Origin of the sequence: Streptomyces sp. NBC_00299 (assembly GCF_036173045.1) — a bacterium.
Classification (GTDB): Bacteria; Actinomycetota; Actinomycetes; order Streptomycetales; family Streptomycetaceae; genus Streptomyces; species Streptomyces machairae.
Genome location: NZ_CP108039.1, coordinates 4,644,403 through 4,662,596, shown reverse-complemented (window position 1 = coordinate 4,662,596; position 18,194 = coordinate 4,644,403). Strand labels below are relative to the sequence as shown.

Annotated in this window: 20 protein-coding genes and 1 pseudogene; 12 read left to right on the top strand and 9 right to left on the bottom strand. The window is 71.4% G+C overall.

The features are described from left to right. Positions 1 to 31: 31 nt before the first annotated feature. From OHT51_RS20530 to OHT51_RS20515, 4 genes are all read right to left on the bottom strand, one after another. Positions 32 to 436 (bottom strand): hypothetical protein, encoded by a 405-nt coding sequence (locus OHT51_RS20530; RefSeq protein ID WP_328880382.1) that lies wholly within the window; start codon positions 434 to 436, stop codon positions 32 to 34. 54 nt (positions 437 to 490) lie between these two features. Beyond that, the gene (locus OHT51_RS20525) at positions 491 to 781 is read right to left on the bottom strand and encodes an SCO5918 family protein (protein WP_328880381.1); all 291 of its coding nucleotides are present in this window, start codon (positions 779 to 781) and stop codon (positions 491 to 493) included. A gap of 161 nt (positions 782 to 942) precedes the next feature. Then, complete coding sequence (locus OHT51_RS20520; RefSeq protein WP_007383480.1) at positions 943 to 1,146, bottom strand: cold-shock protein; 204 nt, start codon at positions 1,144 to 1,146, stop codon at positions 943 to 945. 231 nt (positions 1,147 to 1,377) lie between these two features. Continuing rightward, a complete protein-coding gene (locus OHT51_RS20515) occupies positions 1,378 to 1,716 on the bottom strand; it encodes a helix-turn-helix domain-containing protein (protein ID WP_328880380.1) in 339 nt (112 codons plus the stop codon). A 436-nt stretch (positions 1,717 to 2,152) separates the two neighbouring features. Between OHT51_RS20515 and OHT51_RS20510 the strand changes: the two genes are divergently transcribed. The 7 genes and pseudogenes from OHT51_RS20510 (at position 2,153) to OHT51_RS20480 (ending at position 8,675) form a co-directional block, all read left to right on the top strand. Beyond that, entirely contained in the window at positions 2,153 to 3,043 is an 891-nt protein-coding gene (locus OHT51_RS20510; RefSeq protein WP_328880379.1) for an NAD(P)-dependent oxidoreductase, read from the top strand. 6 nt (positions 3,044 to 3,049) lie between these two features. Beyond that, positions 3,050 to 4,003 carry an NAD(P)-dependent oxidoreductase gene (locus OHT51_RS20505; RefSeq protein ID WP_328880378.1) on the top strand — a complete coding sequence of 318 codons (954 nt, stop codon included), beginning with the start codon at positions 3,050 to 3,052 and terminating at the stop codon, positions 4,001 to 4,003. Positions 4,004 to 4,031: 28 nt separating this feature from the next. Beyond that, entirely contained in the window at positions 4,032 to 5,546 is a 1,515-nt protein-coding gene (locus tag OHT51_RS20500; RefSeq protein WP_328880377.1) for an SDR family oxidoreductase, read from the top strand. Positions 5,547 to 5,582: 36 nt separating this feature from the next. Further along, positions 5,583 to 5,777 (top strand): annotated as a pseudogene (locus OHT51_RS20495) (deoxyribodipyrimidine photo-lyase); the annotation flags it as partial. Positions 5,778 to 5,937: 160 nt separating this feature from the next. Next, positions 5,938 to 6,582 (top strand): RNA polymerase sigma factor, encoded by a 645-nt coding sequence (locus OHT51_RS20490; protein ID WP_328880376.1) that lies wholly within the window; start codon positions 5,938 to 5,940, stop codon positions 6,580 to 6,582. Then, the gene (locus OHT51_RS20485) at positions 6,579 to 7,715 is read left to right on the top strand and encodes a CU044_5270 family protein (RefSeq protein ID WP_328880375.1); all 1,137 of its coding nucleotides are present in this window, start codon (positions 6,579 to 6,581) and stop codon (positions 7,713 to 7,715) included. Before OHT51_RS20490 ends, OHT51_RS20485 begins: the two co-directional genes overlap by 4 nt. Positions 7,716 to 7,943: 228 nt before the next feature. Further along, the gene (locus OHT51_RS20480; RefSeq protein WP_328880374.1) at positions 7,944 to 8,675 is read left to right on the top strand and encodes a DUF4232 domain-containing protein; all 732 of its coding nucleotides are present in this window, start codon (positions 7,944 to 7,946) and stop codon (positions 8,673 to 8,675) included. Positions 8,676 to 8,738: 63 nt separating this feature from the next. On the opposite strand, the gene OHT51_RS20475 is transcribed toward OHT51_RS20480, so the two are convergent. Beyond that, positions 8,739 to 10,490: a transglycosylase domain-containing protein gene (locus tag OHT51_RS20475; RefSeq protein WP_443052719.1), complete on the bottom strand. Its 1,752-nt coding sequence runs from the start codon at positions 10,488 to 10,490 to the stop codon at positions 8,739 to 8,741. A gap of 20 nt (positions 10,491 to 10,510) precedes the next feature. Next, positions 10,511 to 11,581 carry a sigma factor-like helix-turn-helix DNA-binding protein gene (locus tag OHT51_RS20470; RefSeq protein WP_328880372.1) on the bottom strand — a complete coding sequence of 357 codons (1,071 nt, stop codon included), beginning with the start codon at positions 11,579 to 11,581 and terminating at the stop codon, positions 10,511 to 10,513. Positions 11,582 to 11,841: 260 nt separating this feature from the next. Between OHT51_RS20470 and OHT51_RS20465 the strand changes: the two genes are divergently transcribed. Together OHT51_RS20465 and OHT51_RS20460 are read left to right on the top strand one after the other, a co-directional pair. Then, positions 11,842 to 12,357 carry a SigE family RNA polymerase sigma factor gene (locus tag OHT51_RS20465; RefSeq protein WP_328880371.1) on the top strand — a complete coding sequence of 172 codons (516 nt, stop codon included), beginning with the start codon at positions 11,842 to 11,844 and terminating at the stop codon, positions 12,355 to 12,357. Beyond that, positions 12,347 to 13,099, top strand: a complete 753-nt coding sequence (locus OHT51_RS20460; protein WP_328880370.1) for a hypothetical protein — start codon at positions 12,347 to 12,349, stop codon at positions 13,097 to 13,099. Before OHT51_RS20465 ends, OHT51_RS20460 begins: the two co-directional genes overlap by 11 nt. A 50-nt stretch (positions 13,100 to 13,149) precedes the next feature. Here the strand turns inward: OHT51_RS20460 and OHT51_RS20455 are convergent, their stop codons facing one another. Further along, on the bottom strand, positions 13,150 to 15,120 hold the full coding sequence (locus tag OHT51_RS20455) for a protein-arginine deiminase domain-containing protein (protein ID WP_328880369.1): 1,971 nt from the start codon (positions 15,118 to 15,120) through the stop codon (positions 13,150 to 13,152). A gap of 95 nt (positions 15,121 to 15,215) precedes the next feature. Beyond that, positions 15,216 to 15,980 (bottom strand): hypothetical protein, encoded by a 765-nt coding sequence (locus OHT51_RS20450; RefSeq protein WP_328884384.1) that lies wholly within the window; start codon positions 15,978 to 15,980, stop codon positions 15,216 to 15,218. 281 nt (positions 15,981 to 16,261) lie between these two features. Here OHT51_RS20450 and OHT51_RS20445 point away from each other — a divergent pair, with 281 nt between their 5' ends. The 3 genes from OHT51_RS20445 to OHT51_RS20435 all read left to right on the top strand — a co-directional run bounded on the left by OHT51_RS20445 (position 16,262) and on the right by OHT51_RS20435 (position 17,665). Continuing rightward, positions 16,262 to 16,666, top strand: a complete 405-nt coding sequence (locus tag OHT51_RS20445) for a DUF5994 family protein (protein WP_328880368.1) — start codon at positions 16,262 to 16,264, stop codon at positions 16,664 to 16,666. Between the two features lie 149 nt (positions 16,667 to 16,815). Next, positions 16,816 to 17,136 (top strand): hypothetical protein, encoded by a 321-nt coding sequence (locus tag OHT51_RS20440; RefSeq protein WP_328880367.1) that lies wholly within the window; start codon positions 16,816 to 16,818, stop codon positions 17,134 to 17,136. Between the two features lie 94 nt (positions 17,137 to 17,230). Then, positions 17,231 to 17,665, top strand: a complete 435-nt coding sequence (locus tag OHT51_RS20435; RefSeq protein ID WP_328880366.1) for a DUF5994 family protein — start codon at positions 17,231 to 17,233, stop codon at positions 17,663 to 17,665. Between the two features lie 36 nt (positions 17,666 to 17,701). Here OHT51_RS20435 and OHT51_RS20430 read toward each other — a convergent pair whose 3' ends face one another. Beyond that, complete coding sequence (locus OHT51_RS20430) at positions 17,702 to 18,052, bottom strand: helix-turn-helix domain-containing protein (RefSeq protein ID WP_328880365.1); 351 nt, start codon at positions 18,050 to 18,052, stop codon at positions 17,702 to 17,704. Positions 18,053 to 18,194: the final 142 nt, after the last annotated feature.

Genomic DNA, 18,194 nt, shown 5'->3' with positions numbered 1-18,194 from the left:
GCAGGTCAGGACCGCGTGGGGCGTCCGGCCCTCACTGGTCCGAGTAACCGATGTCGCCGATGGTCCAGGCGCTCACGTCCTCCAGGGCGACCCGGTACATGCCACCCGTGTCGGGAATGCCGAAACTGCCCTGGAGGATCCGGGCGACGTGGAAGTGGAGGTGCGTGGGGCGGTCGCCGTGGTCCGGCCCGCCGCCGTCGCTGTCCTGGTGGTCGTCCCCGTGGTCTGCCCGGCGCCGGGTGAACGCTGGGGCGAACTGCCCCAGGTGCTCGGAGTCCCGCAGGACTTCAGCCACCCGCTCCTTCCACAGGGATTCCGGCGCGAGCCGGCCCGTGATGACGGCTCCCGGAACCACCACGGTCAGGGACATCTGGCTGCTGTGCCGCGACTCCACCATCGCGGCGATCTCGACGAGCAGGTCGTCAGGGTGAGTCATGCCTCCGGAGCCTAGCCCGACGAGGTGCGTCGGGGCATGGCAGGAGGCGAGGCGTCACCAGCCGAGCGCACCTTCGTCAGCTCGCGCGTCCCGGGTCGGCGGGACCGGGGGCGGCGTGTCGTGGCAGACGAAGCCCAGTCTGGTCAGCGCCCGGCGCATCTCGCCCGCGGTGAAGTCGCGGCGGTTCTGCCTGGTGATCACTTCCCCGACCTGCATCACGGGGTAGACGCAGCGGCCGATGGTCACGGCCACGCCGCTGACCGGTTCGGGGGTGATGCCGCTCATCGACTGTTCGACCTCGCTCTTGATCAGGTCGAAGGGGAAACGGGCGATGACGCAACGCATGGATGCCTCCACGGCACGAGAATGAGCCGAAGGAATTCGAAAATCCGGACCTCTCGGCGGTGAATCCGAGGCTGCTGACAATCCGGGAACGTCAGGAAATGCAAAGAGCTGGGGCCCGCACCCCAAGAGCGCGGGCCCCAGCCACTTAGAACGCGTCAGCGTCAGGCAGGAACGATGTTCTCGGCCTGCGGGCCCTTCTGGCCCTGCGTGACGTCGAAGGTAACCTTCTGGCCTTCCTGAAGCTCGCGGAAGCCGCTGGTGGCGATGTTCGAGTAGTGGGCGAACACGTCAGCGCCGCCGCCGTCCTGCTCGATGAAGCCGAAGCCCTTTTCCGCGTTGAACCACTTCACGGTGCCAGATGCCATATTGAATCTCCCTTGGGGGGCAGTGCCGGACTCCGCACTTTACGGGTCCGAGTCGCCGCGATGATCACCCCTCCGGAAAGATCCGGAAAGCTCTGCAAAGAAACAAATCTCTGGCAACCAAAACTGCAACTGGTATCACGCTAACACAGCTCGGGCGTAAGTACCCGTGTGTTTTCGGCACCGAGCATTGATTCTCATCCCACGGCAGCATGCATTTCTGCATCGGCGGGACTAGGTATTCGAGCCGCGCTCGTCCAGCTTCCGGCGCATGTCCCGGTTCAGGCGGAGGGCGTCCTCCAGCCGGTCCTCGAGGGAGACGATCCGGCAGGCCGCCTCGACGGGAGTGCCCTGGTCGACGAGCTCACGGGCGCGGGCGGCGATGCGCAGCTGGCGCCGCGAGTACCGGCGGTGACCACCTCCCGAACGCAGCGGAGTGATCAACTCGGCCTCGCCGATGGCCCTCAGGAAGGCGGGAGTGGTGCCGAGAACGTCGGCGGCCCGCCCCATGGTGTAGGCGGGATAGTCGTCGTCGTCGAGATTCCCTGTGACAGGGGCGTTCTCAGCGGGCATGGCACCTTCGTTTCGGGGACGCGGCGAGGGATCCGGCGTGCACGGCACCCGTGCTCCGAACGGTTCAGCACCCTCTGCCTCGTGTCACAACCCTATCGCCGACAGGCGTGGAGATGTGGTCCGGCGGTGACAGACTTTCGCCGCCGCCCGGGTCAGGCCACGTGTCGACGGAACGCCCGGCTTGTTGTGCGGCCCGATGCCGGATATGCAGCGGTATGTCCCAGGGGTCTCGGCGGGACCTCTGCCCGGCCGCGTGCGTCGCCGACGCCCTCCGGCGACCAGGTACTTACAAAATTGTAGGTACTTGAGGGGGTGTCAGTTCCGGCCCAGCATGGAGCGGGCGCCGCGCCGGGACCGCAGGATCCGCGTGAGCGCGTTCAGCGTCCGACCGGGATTCCCGTGGATGCTCGACCACTGACTGGGGGCTGGAAGCAGCATGGCTGGGGACGAACGCACACCCGTGACCGTCATCGGACTGGGGTCGATGGGCCGGGCGCTGGCCGGGGCATTCATCGACGCCGGGCACCCGACAACCGTGTGGAACCGCACGCCGGGCAGGGCCGCGCCGCTGGTGGCCGAGGGAGCCGTCCACGCCGGGACGGTCGAGGCCGCGGTCGCGGCGAGCCCGCTGGTCGTCACGTGCCTGACCACCTTCGAGGACACGCGCTCCGTCCTGGAGCCGGCCGGGGCGGCCTTGTCCGGGCGTGCCCTGGTCACCTTGAACAGCGGCTCGCCCGCCGGTGCCCGCACCATGGCCGCCTGGGCGACCGGCCGCGGTGCCCGGTTTCTGGGCGGGGCGGTCAAGAACGTACCGGCGGCGGTCGGCGCACCGGACACGCTGCTGTACTACGGCGGCGACAAGGCGGTCTTCGACGCGTACGAGGAGACGCTGAAGGCGCTGGGCGGCGACACCGTCCACCTCGGGGACGAGGCCGACCTGGCCGCCCTGTACGAGATGGCCGTGGGAGCCACGCTGCTGCCCGCGCTCGTCGGGTTCTTCCAGGGGGCTGCCGCCCTCCAGGCGCGGGGACTGGAGGTGAGCAGCATGGTGGGGTTCGCCGGCAGCTGGCTGGACATGATCAAGTCCCTGCTGCCGGTCTACGCCAGGGAGATCGACAGCGGCGACTACACCGACGCGGCGTCGTCGGTGAATCTCTTCCTCGCGGGGACGGCCCACGATGCCGACCTGACCAGCGAGACGAACGTCGACACCGCCTGGCTCGCTCCCCTGCACGACCTGCTGCGGCGCGCGGTCGAGGCGGGTCACGGCGACCACAGCATCTCCGCCCTGACCGAGGTGCTGCGCAAGCCGGAGCGGGAGGCGTAGAGCGTCATGGGCAGGCAGGAAGCGCAGAAAGCACAGGCAGCGCAGGAAGCAGCGGTGCGGGCGGTCACGGTCATCGGCCTCGGCCCGATGGGACGCGCGATGGCGAGCACGTTCCTCGGCAAGGGCTACCGGGTCACTGTCTGGAACCGGACCGCCGGCAAGGCGGACGAGCCGGCGGCGGAGGGAGCCGAACGGGCCGCCACGGTCCACGACGCACTGGCCGCGAGCGAACTGGTCGTGCTCAGCCTGACGGACGATCACGCGATGTACGCCGTCCTGGAGCAGGCGACCGAGGCGCTGTCCGGGCGGGTCCTCGTCAACCTCGGCTCGCACACGCCGCAGAGCGCCCGCGACGCCTCCCGCTGGGCGTCGTCCCACGGTGCCGCGTACCTCACCGGCGGCGTGCTGGCCTCGCCCCCGGGCATCGGCAAGCCCGGGGCCGCCGCCTTCTACAGCGGGCCAAAGGAAGCGTTCGCCACCCACCGGGAGGCCCTGGAGGTGCTCACCGCCACCGACTACCGCGGTGCGGACCCCGGGCTGGCGGCGCTGTACTACCAGGCCGCGATGGACCTGTTCTGGACGACGGTGCTCGGCTGGCTGCACGCCCTCGCCCTGGCCGACGCCCACGGTGTCTCGGCCGCGGAACTCCTCCCGTCGGCATCGTCCGTGCTGGCCGGCATGCCGGACTTCCTGGCCTTCTACACACCGCGCATCGACGCGGGCGAGCATCCGTCCGACATCGACAGACTCGCCATGGGTGCCGCGAGCGTCGACCACGTCCTGCGGACCGCCAGGGACGCCGGGGTCGACACCTCACTGCCGAAGGCGGTCCTGGACGTCTTCCGGCGAGGCACGGCAGCCGGTCGTGCCGACGACAGCGTGACCAGTCTGATCGAGCTCCTCAAAGTGCCCGCCGAGGTTGCGGGGCCCGTCGCCGGATCCAAGCATGGGCTGAGGTGAGGAAACTGTTCCGGGAGAGATGAGACCCATGACGGTTCCCGCGGACCGGCCCCTGCGCTGTCTGGTCACCGGTGCCACCGGCTATCTGGGCGGCCGGCTGGTGCCCGAACTGCTGGCCGCCGGGCATGCCGTGCGGTGTCTGGCCCGTACGCCCGGCAAGCTGCGGGATCATCCGTGGGCGGGGCAGGTGGAGGCCGTGCGGGGGGACGTGACGGATGAGGAGTCCGTGCGGGCGGCGATGGAGGGGATCGACGTCGCCTACTACCTGGTGCACGCGCTGGGCACCGGGCGGGGCTTCGAGGAGACCGACCGGCGGGCGGCGCGGGTCTTCGGCGAGCAGGCGCATGCCGCCGGGGTCCGGCGGATCGTCTACCTCGGCGGGCTGACCCCGGCCGGCGTACCCGAGCACGCGCTCTCGCCCCATCTGCGCTCCCGCGCCGAAGTGGGCCGCATCCTCCTGGCCTCGGGCGTGCCGACCGCCGTGCTGCGGGCGGCCGTGATCATCGGGTCCGGGTCGGCGTCGTTCGAGATGCTGCGGTATCTGACCGAGCGGCTGCCCGCGATGGTGACCCCGAGCTGGGTGCGCACCCGCATCCAGCCGATCGCCGTGCGCGACGTGCTCCGCCTGCTCGTGGGATGCGCGCAGTTGCCGTACGACGTGAACCGCACCTTCGACATCGGCGGACCGGACATCCTCACCTACGAGGAGATGATGCGGCGCTACGCCGCCGTCGCCGGACTGCGCAGGCGTGTCATCGTCCCCGTGCCGCTGCTCACCCCCCGGCTGTCCAGCCTCTGGGTCGGTCTGATCACCCCGGTGCCGGGCGGACTCGCCCGCCCGCTGGTCGAGTCGCTGAAGCACGAGGTGGTGTGCGCCGAACGGGACATCGTCGGTTACGTGCCGGACCCCCCGGACGGGCCCGTCGGCCTCGACCGCGCGATCCGGTTGGCGCTGCGCCGCGTGCAGGACGCGGACGTCGCCACCCGGTGGTCCTCGGCCGCGACGCCCCGCGCCCCCAGCGATCCGCTGCCGACCGACCCCGACTGGGCGGGCGGCAGCCTCTACGCCGACGACCGTGAACGCACCGTCGCGGCGTCGCCGCAGGCGCTGTGGCGGGTGGTCGAGGCGATCGGAGGCGAGAACGGCTGGTACTCCTCGCCGGTGGCCTGGTCCCTGCGCGGGTGGCTGGACACGCTGGCCGGCGGAGTGGGCCTGCGCAGGGGCCGCCGGGACGCGAACCGGCTGCGGGTCGGCGACAGCCTGGACTTCTGGCGGGTGGAGGAGATCCAGCCGGGCCGGCTGCTGAGGCTGCGGGCGGAGATGCGGCTGCCGGGCCTGGCCTGGCTGGAGATGGCCGTCGACCGGGACCCGCAGGGGCGCACGGTGTACCGGCAGCGGGCACTGTTCCATCCGCACGGACTCGCCGGGCATGCGTACTGGTGGGGCGTTGCACCCTTCCACGCCGCGGTCTTCGGCGGCATGATCCGCAACATCGCCGCCGCGGCCGAGTCGGCCGCCGAAGAGCCGGCCCGTACACGCTGAGGGAGCCCAAGGAACCGTGCGCGCGTCTCGGTCGCCCTGTTCACCGCGGACCTGCGGGTTCACGACAACCCGGTCCTGGTGGCCGCGCTGAAGGACGCGGAACGCGTCGTCCCGCTCTTCGTCGACGACTCCGGCATCCGCCGCACCGGCTTCGTCGTGCCCAACCGCGCGGCGTTCCTCGCCGACAGCCTGGCCGACCTCGCCGCGGCCCTGCGTGCCCGCGGCGGCCGACCGGCCAGGTCTACGGTCCGACCGGCCGGGCCTCCCGGTCCCATCGGCCGGGGTGAGACCATGCGGCGTCTTCGTTCGCCGGCGTATGCAGGGCGAGTGTGATGCAGGTCACGGGAAGTCGGTGCGGGGTGCCGGACAGCTCATTGAGGTGAGCATTCATATGCGTACCCGGGTACGGGCCGGGGAGTCGAGCGCGTTCGCTGAGCTCTTCGACAGCTACTCCCGCGCGGTCTACAACCATGCCTTCCGGCTGACGGCCGACTGGTCGGTGGCCGAGGACGTGATGGCCGCGACCTTCTTGGAGGCATGGCGGCTGCGCGACAGGGTCGAGCCGGAGGGCGGCTCCCTGCGGCCCTGGCTGCTGGGCATCGCCACCAACACCGCGCGCAACCAGTACCGGAGCAACCGGCGCTACCGGGCGGCGGCCACCGCGGCCGCGGCGGCCGAGCTGTCGGTGGCCGACCACGCCGACGAGGTGGCCGACCGGGTCGACGACCGACGGCGCCTCGCGACGGCCCTCACCGCGCTCGCCGCGCTGCGCAGACCGGAGCGCGAGGTCATCACGCTCTGCCTGGGGGAGGGCCTGGACTACGAGGCCGCGGCCGAGGCGCTCGGGATCCCGGTCGGAACCGTGGCCTCCCGGCTCTCCCGCGCCCGCAGGAAGCTGCGCGCCGCAGCCGTCCCGTCGGCAACCGAAGGCCAGGGCGGGAAAGTTCGCGGGAATCGGGAAGGCGGCCGGCTCGGCCGACAGATAAGAGGCGATCACACAAACGCGATACGGCCCGCACAGGAAGGAAACCGATGAACGCGAACACGCCCCGGCAGAACCCGGCAGAGCGGGACGAGAGCGCAGAGCTGCTGTCCCGGACGGCGCGTGACCTGCCGGTGGGCCGTCACGAGTTCCACAGGGAGCGCCTGATGGCCCAGATCCACGACATGCAGCAGGAAGAGCGCAAGGCGACGGCAACCCCGGGGGGCCCCGAAGGCCCTGCGAAGGTAAGGCGGTTCCGGCTGCCGCGTCCCGCGATCGCGCTGCCCGCCATGGCGGCCGCCATGGCCGGCATCGTCGTCGCGGGGTTCGCGGTGTCCGGCGGTGGCGGAGCCGCGGGCGGCCGTGACGGAGCCCAGGACGGCGCCCTCGCGACGGGACCGGCCCTGACCACGCAGCTCGGCGCCGCGACCACCGAAGGTGTCCCGCAACTGCTCGACCAGATCTCGCTGGCGGCGGCCGACGTGACCCACCCGACCGTCAAGCCCGGCCAGTACGTCTACGTCGAGTCCAAGGCGGCCGACACCTTCGTCAGGACCGTCGGCGACAAGACCAGCCTGGCCAGCCACCAGCTGCACCGCCGGCAGGTGTGGATGTCCGCCGACGGCACCAAGGGCTGGCTGATCGACCCCGCGGTCAACGACAGCCCCGAGGGCGAGACCCTCAGCCTCCCCGACGAACAGGGCAACGAGCGCGAGGCGTACCTCAACGCTCCGTCGTACGACTACCTCGCCGAGCTCACCACCGAACCCGACGCACTGCTGGCCAAGATCTACAAGGAGACGGAGGGGATGGGCAACTCGCCCGACCAGCAGGCGTTCACCACGATCGGGGACCTGCTCGGGGAGAGCTACCCGCCCGCGGAGCTCTACTCGGCGCTCTTCAAGGCCGCCGAGAAGATCCCGGGCGTCGTCGTCGTGAACGACGCCGTGGACGCGGTGGGCCGGCACGGCGTGGCGGTGGCCCGGCTCGACGAGACCAGCGGCCAGCGCGAGGAGTGGATCTTCGACAAGAAGACCCATGTCTTCCTCGGCGACCGCAGCGTCCAGGTAAGGAAGGGCACCGGCGAGAGCGCTCTGATCGAGCCCGGCACGGTGATGTACACGAGCGCGATCATCAACCGTGCCGTCGTCGACGGGATGAAGCAGACCCCGTCACAGGCCGGCTGACCCGCCCCACGACCCCGAACTCTCGCAACGAACCTCGCAAACAGGGTCGTTGCGAGAGCCTTCGTGTCCCGGAAAAGCGTTCCAGGGCGACCGCGTTCTCCCTGCTCAGGGGGCGTTCCAGCGTTCCGGCGTCCCCAACTGCCCGGCATCCGTGGCCGCTGGGACGGATCACCGCACAAGCTTCGGTCATCCAGTCACCACCCACCGGAACACGAAGGGCACAGCCACATGTCGAACCTCCGCACCTCCCGCATCCGCCTCGCCGGGGCCGCCGCGACCGCAGTCCTCGCCACGCTCTCCCTGGGCGCCTGCAGCGACCGGACGGGCGTCAAGGAGGAGGGTGCCTCGACGACGGTGCAGCCCTCCGAGAACACGAACCCGGACTCCGGCACCGGTTCCTCGAACGCCGGCTCCGGCTCCTCCTCGAAGTCCTCGAACTCCGCGGGCTCCTCGGGCGCCAAGACCTCCACCAACGGTTCGGGCACCGCGGCGCACACCCCCACGTCGAAGACGCCCGCGGCCTCCTCCGCCAAGCCGGTCACCTGTGAGGGCTCCAACACCAAGACGGTCGCCGCCCCGCTGAACCGCCCCCTGAACCACATGCTGCTCACGGTGACCAACACCGGCAGCAAGAGCTGCTACCTCTACGGCTACCCGGCCGTCCGCTTCGGCGAGGCCCAGTCCGTGCCCCCGGTCATCGAGGACTCGCAGCCCCAGGCAGTCGTCACGCTCCAGCCGGGTGAGTCCGGCTACGCCTCCGTGAACCTCTCGGCAGCCGACGGCAGCGGCACCAACGGCCACACCGTGAAGACCCTGTCCGTCTACTTCCAGGGCCGCTCCGGCAGCGAGAGCGTCGGCAAGGGCGCCCACCCGTCGCTGCCCGCGAAGGGTGTTTACGTCGACGACTCGCTCAAGGTCACGTACTGGCAGCAGGAGATGGACGACGCCATCAACTGGTGATGCGGCGCCGACCGCGCACCACCCTCCGTCCGGACATCGCAGCACCCGGGTGCCGTCGGCCGCTCACCCCGATGCAGGTGGCGATGTAGGTACCGGTGAAGGTACCGATGAGGGCCGCCGGGCCGCTTGCTCGTCATCGGCGCCCGACGGGTCCCCCTTCGTGGCGGCACTCCAGATCGCCGTCGCCACGCTCTCCGCGAAGTCGGTCGGGGGCGGTTTGTTCGGCAGCCGGGCGGGGGTCGTCGTGCCCTTCTTGGTGCCGGCCCGGTCGGCGAACAGGGCGACTGTCAGGGTGAGGCGGCTGTCGTAGCCGGTGGTCCACACGGTCCGGCGGGCGGTTCCGCCGCCCGCCCCCTCGGTGGTGAACCCCTTCGGCTCCGCCGGGCGGACGCCCACGGGGACCGGCCCGCCCCCGGTCATCGCGCCCGCCACCAGCGCTTCCTTCTCGCCCAGCACCTGCCGCACATCAGGCCGCGCCTTGTAGACCGTACGGCCCGCCCGGGTGATGCGCGCGACGGTGTACGGGGCGGCGTACTCACCGCCCGCCGCGACCGTCGCATAGGCCGACGCCAGGTTCAGCGGGGTCGGCGCCGGGGTCCTGAGCAGGGCGCGCAGTGGCTCGTCCGCCCGGGCCGGCTTGGTGAACGGGTCCAGGGCGGTTCCCGCCTCCACCGCCCCGCTCACGGCGTCGTTGAAGGGCTGGCGGGCGTAGTCCGAACCCCCGTAGAGCAGCCGTACCGCTCCGTCGCCCGGCACCATCCCGACGACCGCGGTGTGCACCCGCACCCCGTCCTTGCCGCCGGGATGCTCCGCGACCCGCTGCGTGGCGGTGTCCTGGAGGGCCAGGTCGAAGGTGGTCGTCACGTTGTAGCCGCCGCTCGCGAGCTGGTCCTCGGTGATGCCGAGGCGGGCGGCGGCCTCCTTGGCGGCGACGTCGATCAGATACTGCCGCTGCCCCTCGGTCTCGCCCGGCGGATAGAACCGGAACGCCGGGAAACGGGCCGCCGCCCGCTGCTCCGCCGTGATGCTCCCGCTCGCCGCCATCGCGTCGAGCACCCACTCCCAGCGGTTGCGGAGCTTCGCGGTCACCTTCGGGTCGGAGCCCGCCTTCTCGTAGTACGAGGGGATGTTGACGATGGACGCGAGCGCGGCTCCCTGCGCGACCGTCAGGTTCTTCGCGTCCACGCCGAAGTAGTTGCGTGACGCGGACTGGATCCCGGCGGCGCCCCGGCCGAAGTACACGGTGTTGAGATAGCCCTCGAGGATCTCGTCCTTGCCGCGGGTGCGGTCCAGCTTGATCGCGATGAGCGCCTCGCGCGCCTTGCGGGTCAGCGAACGCTCCGGGCTCAGCAGCGCGTTCTTCACGTACTGCTGGGTGATGGTGGAGCCGCCCTGCGGCTCGCCGCCCGTCACCGTGGCCAGCGCGGCCCGTGCGATGGCCCGCGGCGAAATGCCTTTGTCCGTACGGAAGGAGCGGTTCTCCGCCGCGATCACCGCGTCCTGCACATGCCGGGGCACCGCCGACAACGGGACGTCCTGCCGGTCGACCGGTCCACGCCGGCCCAGATACGCCCCGTCCGCGTCGAGGAACACGGTGCTCTGGGTGACGGTCTCCGGGTGCGGCTTGGGAATGGCCGTCAAGTGGTACGCCACGACGGCCGTCGCGCACAGCGTCGCGACCAGTGCGAGGAAGGCGTAGAGCAGCCGGCGAAGCCGCCGGCCCCGGGTGCGGCGGAACCGGACGCGCAGGGGCACGCGTTCACGGTGCCGGGGCGTCGAGGGCCCGCCCGGCTTCCCGACCTTCTTCCTGCTCATCTCCAGCCACCGTGCCGTGTTCATATCCGCCACCATTCGCGGTCGGACCGTGCGGCGACCTTGCCCGAGGCGTCGTACACGGTGACGATCCGCTCGTCCCCGCCCAGGGAGAGAAGCGTCTTCATGTCCTCACCGGGCAGCGGCGCGGGCGCGTACCAGACGCCCCAGCCCGGACTGCCCGCCAGGACGAGGACCTTCGCGGTGGTCGTGCCGTCGCCGGTTCTCACCTCGACGCGGCCCGGCTCTCCGCGCAGGCCGCGGAAGAGGCCCGAGAGGAAGAAGCCGCCCTGCACGGTGTCCGCCCGCGCGGACACGGCCGCCGCGCCGCCCGGTCCGTCGACGGGGAGGTGGTTGTCGTCCTGCGGGAGGGCATCGGGCACCGACCAGTGCCCACCGTCGGCCGTGAGCCACACCCGCACCCCCGGCCCCACGGTCACCCGCTCGCCCGGCGCCACGACCCGGACCGGGCTCGTCGCCGAACGCTCGCCCCGGGCCCCGGACGCTCCGTCCTGCGCACCGCCCCCGATTCGGTCGACGCTGAGGAGGGCGACCGTCACCGGCGTGAGCAGCGCCACGCAGGCGGTCGAGGTCACGGCGAGCCGGCGCCGCCGCCGGAGACGGCCCTGTGTCTGGAGGCCGGCCAGCGGCACCTCGGACGGGACGAGGTCCTCGACGGCACGGGCGTACCTCTCGCGCAGCCGCACGGGTTCGTCGCCGGCCTCCTTCAACCCGTGCCGGGCATGCGCACGGACCGCACTCACGGAGCAGCCCAGCACCTGGGCGATCTCCGCGTCCGCCAGCCCCTCCCACATCCGCAGCACCAGAACCGTCCGCCGGCGCGCGGCCCGCCTCCCGCGCAGCGGGCGCAGATGGCTCCGCACCAGACAGCGCCGCACATGGAAGTCCACGTCGTCACGCGGGACTCCGCGCCACCGCGCGCACATCCGCACCAGCGTTCTCCGCGCCAACTCCTCGGCCGCACCGGCGTCGTCGGTGAGCAGCCGCGCGGTCGCGACCAGCCGGGACCAGTGCGTCCGGGCGTAGGCGGCGAAGTCGGGGCCGGCGGGGAGTACGGCGTGGGTGGGTGGCACGTGGGAGGTCCTTCGGCTCGGGGACTGGGTCGTGGCTCGTGGCCGGATGCGCAGGTGCCCAACACCGTTCAGGAAAAGGGGAGCCTGAAACCCCCGTGCACCGTCTTCCTGATGGGTTGCGCTTCACTGGGTGCGGCCTACGCGATCCAGCGGGACCTACGGGACCTGTACGCACGGGCGAGGCGACCGGGTTGCAAGGAAACGGAAAAGAGCACGGATCCCGGTGGGGAGTGGGAAGTGGGGAGTGGGGGGTGGCGGGCATGACCGAGGACGAGTTCGACGCCTTCTACGCGGCCGCGTTCCCTCGGCTGACCGGACAGCTCTACGCCTTCACCGGGGACCACGGCGAGGCCCAGGACGTCGTACAGGAAGCGTTCGTACGGGCCTGGGACAGGCGCAGGCAGTTCCTGGCGGACAGTGCGCCCGAGGCGTGGATCCGCACCGTGGCCATGCGGCTGGCGGTGAGCCGCTGGCGGCGGGCGAAGCGCTGGCTGGAACTGGTGCGGCGCACTCCGCCGCCCGACTCCACGCCCGGGCCCGGGCCCGAGCACACCGCGCTCGTCGCCGCCCTGCGCGAACTGCCCGAGGCGCAGCGGATGGCGATCGTCCTGCACCATTTGTGTGATCTGACCGTGCAGCAGGTAGCCTCCGAGACCGGCGCGCCCGTGGGGACGGTCAAGGCGAGGCTGGCGCGGGGGCGGGCCGCGCTGGCGGAGCGCCTTGCGGAGGACGGGGCCGACGAGCCGGTCCGGAAGGAGAGCGGACGTGTCCGATGAACTCTCTGCCGCACTGCGCGAGTTGGCTGCCGCCGAGGCCACCCAGCCGGTCGCGGCCGGCGCCGAGATCCGCGGCCGGGCGCTGCGCCGCAGACGCCGCCGCCGTGTCGCGGCGACTCTGGGTGCGGGAACGGCGGGCCTCACCGCACTGGCCGTCGCTCTCACGCTTCACCTCGGCGGAACCCCGCACGACCCGGACCGGCTCCGCACCCCGGCCGCGACCCCGGCCGATCCCTCCTTGCCCTCCGCACCGACCCCGACCAGCCCGGAGCCCGTCTCCGGCACCCTCGACCTGCCCGGGCGCACACTCACGTTCGGCGGCCGGCTGATGTCGGTCCTGTGGGAGTCGGCACACGACGCCCCGGTGCTCCCGACGACATCGATGACGGTGGTCACGAAGCAGGAGCAGCGAGACCTGCCTGTCGACATCCCTTCCAAGGACCGTGCCGTCGTGGACGTCCCGTACGTGGTCGAGCTGCGCGACGACAAGGACCAGCCGCTCTACGTCGGCGCCTTCACCTCACAGCTCAAGGCCCTGACCGGCTTCCGCGTCGGCGGCGGCCTGATCGCCCTCGGCCCCGAGGACGCCAAGTCGTTCTACGCCCGGGTCGGCCTGGGCGAACGCATCTCGGTGAGCACGGGGGCGACCCCGACCTCGACCCCGACGGCCGATCCCTCGGCTGCTGTGTCGGTGCCGGGGGAGGAGCACCAGGCGCGCCCGAACCGGCCCAGCCGTACGTGACGGCCGGGCCGGTTCTCGGGTGCGGTCGGATGTCGGCTATCCGCTGACCGTCACCGCGTCGGGAGCCGCCACCACGAGGCCGACGCGTCGCGCAGGGTGTTGGTGCCGCAGTGCACCTCGCCCATGCCGAGGTGGTAGGTGTACCAGTCGTCGATGTACGACACCTGCAGGCCGGCCTTCCGGTACACGGCGGTCACCGCTTCCGTGAAGAGGTCCTTGCCGTTGACGACGGGTCCCCACTGGCGCGGGGCGAGGTAGCGGTCGCGGCCCAGGAGCACGCCGTTGACCGCTCCGGGAACGTACGCGCTGGTCGTCACCGTCGCCGGAGCCGCCGCACGCGGGGCGGCCGGGTTCTCGGCGAGCCACTTCTGCTGGCCGTTGTCCTTGAGGCCGTTCACGAGGTCGGAGCCGGCGCCCATGCGCGTCAGACGCGGCACGGGAACCTCCTCGCCCTCGGCGGTCAAGGCCTCCGAATCACGGGTGTACAGGGCCGGTACGCGCACGATCTCGGCGTCGGTGACGCCCGTCTCGCGCTTGAGGATCTCCAGGTTGGCCGCGATGCGCCGGGCCGCCATCTCGTTGTCGGCCACCAGGTGCGGGGAGGCGAGCGCCTGGTCGATGGTCTCCTTCGGCGCCGGGGTGTCGGCGCGGCCCGGGACGGAGAACATCTTCGTCGTGCCGTGGCCGTCGCGCTTGGCGTCGCGCAGCAGCCGCAGCCCCGCCTGCGGGTCGGCGACGCCGATACGCCAGCCGCGCGGGGTGTCGGCGGGCAGGAACTGCACGAACTCGTCGACATGCCCGACGCCCAGCCAGGAGGTGTCCAGCAGCAACGGGTCCTGCATCCCCTGCGACTTGAGCATGGTGCGCATCACCTTCGACGGGCGCGCCCCGCTGTCCTTGCGCTCGCCCATGATGATGCGGCCGGCCGGGAAGGAGCGCCCGCCGTGGCTGTAGGGCGGGATGGTCTCCAGGTTGCCCATGGAGTCGAGCGACCAGTCTTCGGGTTCCACCGGGTCGGTCACCTCCACGACGCCGATGTCCCGGCCGCGCACCTTCTCGAACAGCTCCCGCCCGGCGTCCCGGTACGGCTGGGCGGAGCGCAGCATCACCCGCATCACCTGCCGCTTGCCGTTCGGCCCGGTCATGCTGACGTAGGCCGGTTCGACGAAGTCCTGGGCCCAGCGGTCGGCGTACTTCTCGAAGGTGACCAGCGGCGTGGTGATGCCGGCCTTCTTGACCTCCTTCTCGAGCGCGGTGACGAACTCCCGCTGAAGGCGGCTGTCCGGGCCGTCGCCCTGCACCTTGGACACCATCACCTGCTGGGTGTTCTGCAGGTGATGCTGGGTCAGCAGCGGCGCCACGCGCAGGGTGACCGCGTCGGTGGTGGACGTCTGCCCGGACGTCACCGTCAGCCGGATCACCGCCCGCCCGTCCCACTTGGCGCTGTCCCGGACGATGTCGGTGGCCTCGACGCCGAACTCCGCACCGGAACGCAGTTCGGCGGCGGTCAGCCGGGTCTCGGACGTCACCAGGACCCAGGCGCCGGCCCGCTTGAGGAAGAGGTGCGTGTGCTTGCCGCCCGTGGTGATCTTCAGGCTGCCCTTGGCGCCCGCCGGGAGGCCGGCCATGGGCACGGAACGGACCCGGGCGAGGTCGGCGGCGTCCGCGCTGCCGTTGACCTTCTTGTCCGTTCCGTCGTTGCACGCGGCCAGCTCGGCGTCGGACAGCGGTCTGCCGCCCGGGCCGGTGACGGGGCACCGTTTGGTGTCGTCGTCGATGTTGGGCAGGTATACGGCCCCGCGCTCGACCGACCAGCGGTCCTCACGGTATGTGTCGGTACCGCCGGTGACATCGACGCGCCCGTCGCGGTTCACGTCCGCGCGCAGATCGGCGCCTGCGGACGGTCCGGCGACGGGGGCCGAGTAGGCCGGCCCCGCCAGCACGGAACCCGCGGCGGCGACCGCCAGGACGAGAGAGCCGGCGGGGTACGGGCGTATGCGGATAGGTGAGCGTGAACGCACGGCGCGTTCCTCTCAGTTGAGGGAGCAGTTGAGGCGGTGTCGTCGTGCAAGAGGCGGAACGATGCGCTGTGCGTTCACTGTGAGGCGCGACTTACTCAGTGGTCGTCGCGGATGCTGGTCGCGATGCCGTTGCTGATCACGACCTCGGCGCTGAAGCCCTTCTTGGCGGCCGCCTCCAGTTCGGCCTCGGTGCACTCGGTGCCGCCCTCGCCGCCCGCACCCGTGTTCACGGCATCGCAGATGTCGTCGTAGCCCCGGATCTCGGTGTCCTCGGCGATGAAGAACTGCTGCTCCACGCCCTTCATGTCGGAGACCGTGTACTTGCCCGGCGCGAGGTAGGAGACGTTGCCGAACCAGGTCCCGTCGACGCCCTTGCCGTGCCGCTCGGTCACCAGGGTCGCGATGCCGTTCTTCATCTTCACGTCGGCGTTCACGGCGTCCTTCTGGGCTGCCGCCTCCAACTGGTCCAGCGTGCACGGCGCGTCCACCTTGGCCGCTGCCTCGCCGCAGATCGTTCCGGCACCGTAGACCTCGGTGTCGTCGGCGACCAGGAACTGCTGGTCGCCCTTGCCCGGTACGGACACGATGTACTTGCCCGGGGCGAGATAGGTGACCTTGCCGTCCGTGAACGAGCCGCTGACGCCCTTGGAGTTCCTGGAGTTCCTGGAGTCCTGGGTGCCCTGGGAGCCATGGGAACCCTTGGACCCCTTGGAGTCCGACGCCTTGTCCGCGACCGCCGTCGCGCCCGTTCCGCTCTTGCCGGCCGAGTCCGCGTCGGAGCCGTTCTGGCACGCCGTCATCAGCAGCCCGGCGGTGATCGCGGTGGCGGCGACGACGGCGTTGCGCAGGTGGCGGTTCATCACGGGAGGTTCCTTCCGAGGCGGGGATAGTGGGGAGCCGGCGGCGTTCTCCGCCGGTTTCCCGCTCTGTACGGACTAGGAGGAGCGCCCCGGCCCGCAGGTCACGCCCGTCTGCCTTTCAGGACACCCCCGTGGCATGGCCGTGACACAGCAACACCACGCTGGTTCGGGGAGGTGCGCGCGGGGGCCCGTCGGCGACGGCTCCATTCCCGCCGGGGGGAGTTACCGTGGGTCAACCGAGGGCACGCCCACTGGAGCGGGTCCCAGACAGGAGTGCCTTGATGGCAGCCGTCGCTCAGCCCCCGCCCTCCCCGCCCTCCCCGCCCTCGGTCCGTCTGCGGCTGGCGCCGCGCGGTGCGGTGGCGCTGCGGGTCGACGGTGCGTGGTGGCCCCACTCCCGCAGCCTGCTGGCAGAACTCCCCCCGCTGATCGGCGCTTTGCCCGAGGAGTGGGGGAAGATCGTCGGCGTCACCGTGAACGCGCAGATGTGGGCGGATGCGCCGGGACGGATACTCGTCGGCCATCACGTCGTACGGCTGCGCAGGGAGTCCGTCTGGCGGCGCCGGTACACCGTGTGCCTGCTCGCCCCGGACCAGGGCCGCCGGGACCTGCTGGTCGTGCCCCCGGAGCTGGCCGCGGCGGACGCCGAGTACCTGATGTCGGCCGTGGCGTCGTACGGCCCCTGACCGTCCTACGAGGCCGTTCGACCCCGGAGGCCGGTCGTCAGGAGTACGGTTGAGGAGCCGAGGGTTTGTCGCATGCCGGTGCTCAGACCGGTCTCGTCCCCGGCCCGCAGTACGACACGGGCCACTCGGGCCCGGGGCAGGGTTTCGCCATGGCACCCCGTACGACACTCGAAGCCACGCACCGCCCCCACCGCCCGGAGACCGTGGACGAGCCGAGTCGGCTGAGCGCGCGGAGCAGGGTGGAGGTCCGCATCGTCGCCGGCGACCCCGAAGCGGCCAGGCAGGTCGCGGACGCGCTTCGGCTGCTGTTCGCCGGAGCCGAACAGCGCAGTTATCCCGAGGGCCCCTCCGGGACGGGAACGCGACTGCACCTCACGCTCGACACCTCGCACACCGGGGGCCCGCTCCGTTCCTGGCTCGACACCAGCAGACCACCGGCCGACCAGTCCCACCCGGACGAGACCGTCTGAGGCTCCCGCCCCTCGTATCCCGCTTCGGCGGGAGCGGAGTGCTGACCGACTCACCCCGCCCGCCCGAACCGTTCGTTCTCGCCCTGGAGTTCGCATGCCCTTCGCCCCGCAGCCTCCGCCCTCTTCCTCCTCGGACGTCCGGCTGAGCCTCGCGTCCCAGCCGGCGCACGGCCGGATGCCCCGGCTCATCGACGGAGCCTGGTGGCCCCGCTCCTACGATTTGATGTCCGAACTTCCCAGACTGCTGGGCGGACTGCCGCCTGCCTGGGGACAGATCGGCAGCGTCACCGTGAACGGGGTCGGTTGGTCGCCGTTCCCGGGGCGGATGCTCGTCGCCAACCAGGTCGTACGCCTGCACCTGACGAATCATCCGCAGGCCCCGCCCACCGTCTGCCTGCTCGCGCCGGGCCACGGCCGGTGGGATCTGCTGGTGGTGTCACCCGACACCGGGCAGGCGACTGCCGGACGGCTCATGGACGAGGCCGCGAGGGGGATCACCGCGGCGGACGGCGGGGAACAGGCGGCCTGAGGCGCGCCCGCGTCCACGTGGTCGGCTCGAACGTGGTCAGCCCGAACCGGGACCGGAACTGTCGGACGCTTCGTTCGCGGCACGGCGGTACGCGGCGTTGATGCGCTGAGCTTCCTCGAGCTGGTCCTCGAGGATGACGATGCGGCAAGCAGCCTCGATCGGGGTTCCCCTGTCGACGAGCTCGCGGGCGCGGGCGGCGATCCGCAGTTGGTAGCGGGAGTACCGGCGGTGTCCGCCCTCCGAGCGCAGGGGGGTGATCAGGCGAGCCTCGCCGATGGCCCGGAGGAAGCCAGGGGTGGTGCCGAGCATTTCGGCGGCCCGGCCCATGGTGTACGCCGGGTAGTCGTCGTCGTCCAGACGATCGCTGAGCGGAATATCTGCTGCCATGTCACCTCGTTGTGCAACGCGTCGAGGGGCCCTGATGCCGTACGGCACCACGGCGCCGGAGGGCATTCAACACCATCTGCGACGCGGCGTACGACGGTGAGGGCCCTGCCGAAGCGCGTCGGCAGGGCCCTCACCGGGTCTT

What these genes read in the sequence shown, in the direction of transcription:
- OHT51_RS20440 (WP_328880367.1), top strand. Translation starts at nt 16,816, where the DNA reads ATGGCACCCCGTACGACACTCGAAGCCACGCACCGCCCCCACCGCCCG.
- OHT51_RS20485 (WP_328880375.1), top strand. Translation starts at nt 6,579, where the DNA reads ATGAACGCGAACACGCCCCGGCAGAACCCGGCAGAGCGGGACGAGAGC.
- OHT51_RS20500 (WP_328880377.1), top strand. Translation starts at nt 4,032, where the DNA reads ATGACGGTTCCCGCGGACCGGCCCCTGCGCTGTCTGGTCACCGGTGCC.
- OHT51_RS20430 (WP_328880365.1), bottom strand. Translation starts at nt 18,052, where the DNA reads ATGGCAGCAGATATTCCGCTCAGCGATCGTCTGGACGACGACGACTAC.
- OHT51_RS20445 (WP_328880368.1), top strand. Translation starts at nt 16,262, where the DNA reads ATGGCAGCCGTCGCTCAGCCCCCGCCCTCCCCGCCCTCCCCGCCCTCG.
- OHT51_RS20465 (WP_328880371.1), top strand. Translation starts at nt 11,842, where the DNA reads ATGACCGAGGACGAGTTCGACGCCTTCTACGCGGCCGCGTTCCCTCGG.
- OHT51_RS20510 (WP_328880379.1), top strand. Translation starts at nt 2,153, where the DNA reads ATGGCTGGGGACGAACGCACACCCGTGACCGTCATCGGACTGGGGTCG.
- OHT51_RS20490 (WP_328880376.1), top strand. Translation starts at nt 5,938, where the DNA reads ATGCGTACCCGGGTACGGGCCGGGGAGTCGAGCGCGTTCGCTGAGCTC.
- OHT51_RS20480 (WP_328880374.1), top strand. Translation starts at nt 7,944, where the DNA reads ATGTCGAACCTCCGCACCTCCCGCATCCGCCTCGCCGGGGCCGCCGCG.
- OHT51_RS20530 (WP_328880382.1), bottom strand. Translation starts at nt 436, where the DNA reads ATGACTCACCCTGACGACCTGCTCGTCGAGATCGCCGCGATGGTGGAG.
- OHT51_RS20525 (WP_328880381.1), bottom strand. Translation starts at nt 781, where the DNA reads ATGCGTTGCGTCATCGCCCGTTTCCCCTTCGACCTGATCAAGAGCGAG.
- OHT51_RS20505 (WP_328880378.1), top strand. Translation starts at nt 3,050, where the DNA reads ATGGGCAGGCAGGAAGCGCAGAAAGCACAGGCAGCGCAGGAAGCAGCG.
- OHT51_RS20475 (WP_443052719.1), bottom strand. Translation starts at nt 10,490, where the DNA reads ATGAGCAGGAAGAAGGTCGGGAAGCCGGGCGGGCCCTCGACGCCCCGG.
- OHT51_RS20450 (WP_328884384.1), bottom strand. Translation starts at nt 15,980, where the DNA reads ATGAACCGCCACCTGCGCAACGCCGTCGTCGCCGCCACCGCGATCACC.
- OHT51_RS20520 (WP_007383480.1), bottom strand. Translation starts at nt 1,146, where the DNA reads ATGGCATCTGGCACCGTGAAGTGGTTCAACGCGGAAAAGGGCTTCGGC.
- OHT51_RS20435 (WP_328880366.1), top strand. Translation starts at nt 17,231, where the DNA reads ATGCCCTTCGCCCCGCAGCCTCCGCCCTCTTCCTCCTCGGACGTCCGG.
- OHT51_RS20515 (WP_328880380.1), bottom strand. Translation starts at nt 1,716, where the DNA reads ATGCCCGCTGAGAACGCCCCTGTCACAGGGAATCTCGACGACGACGAC.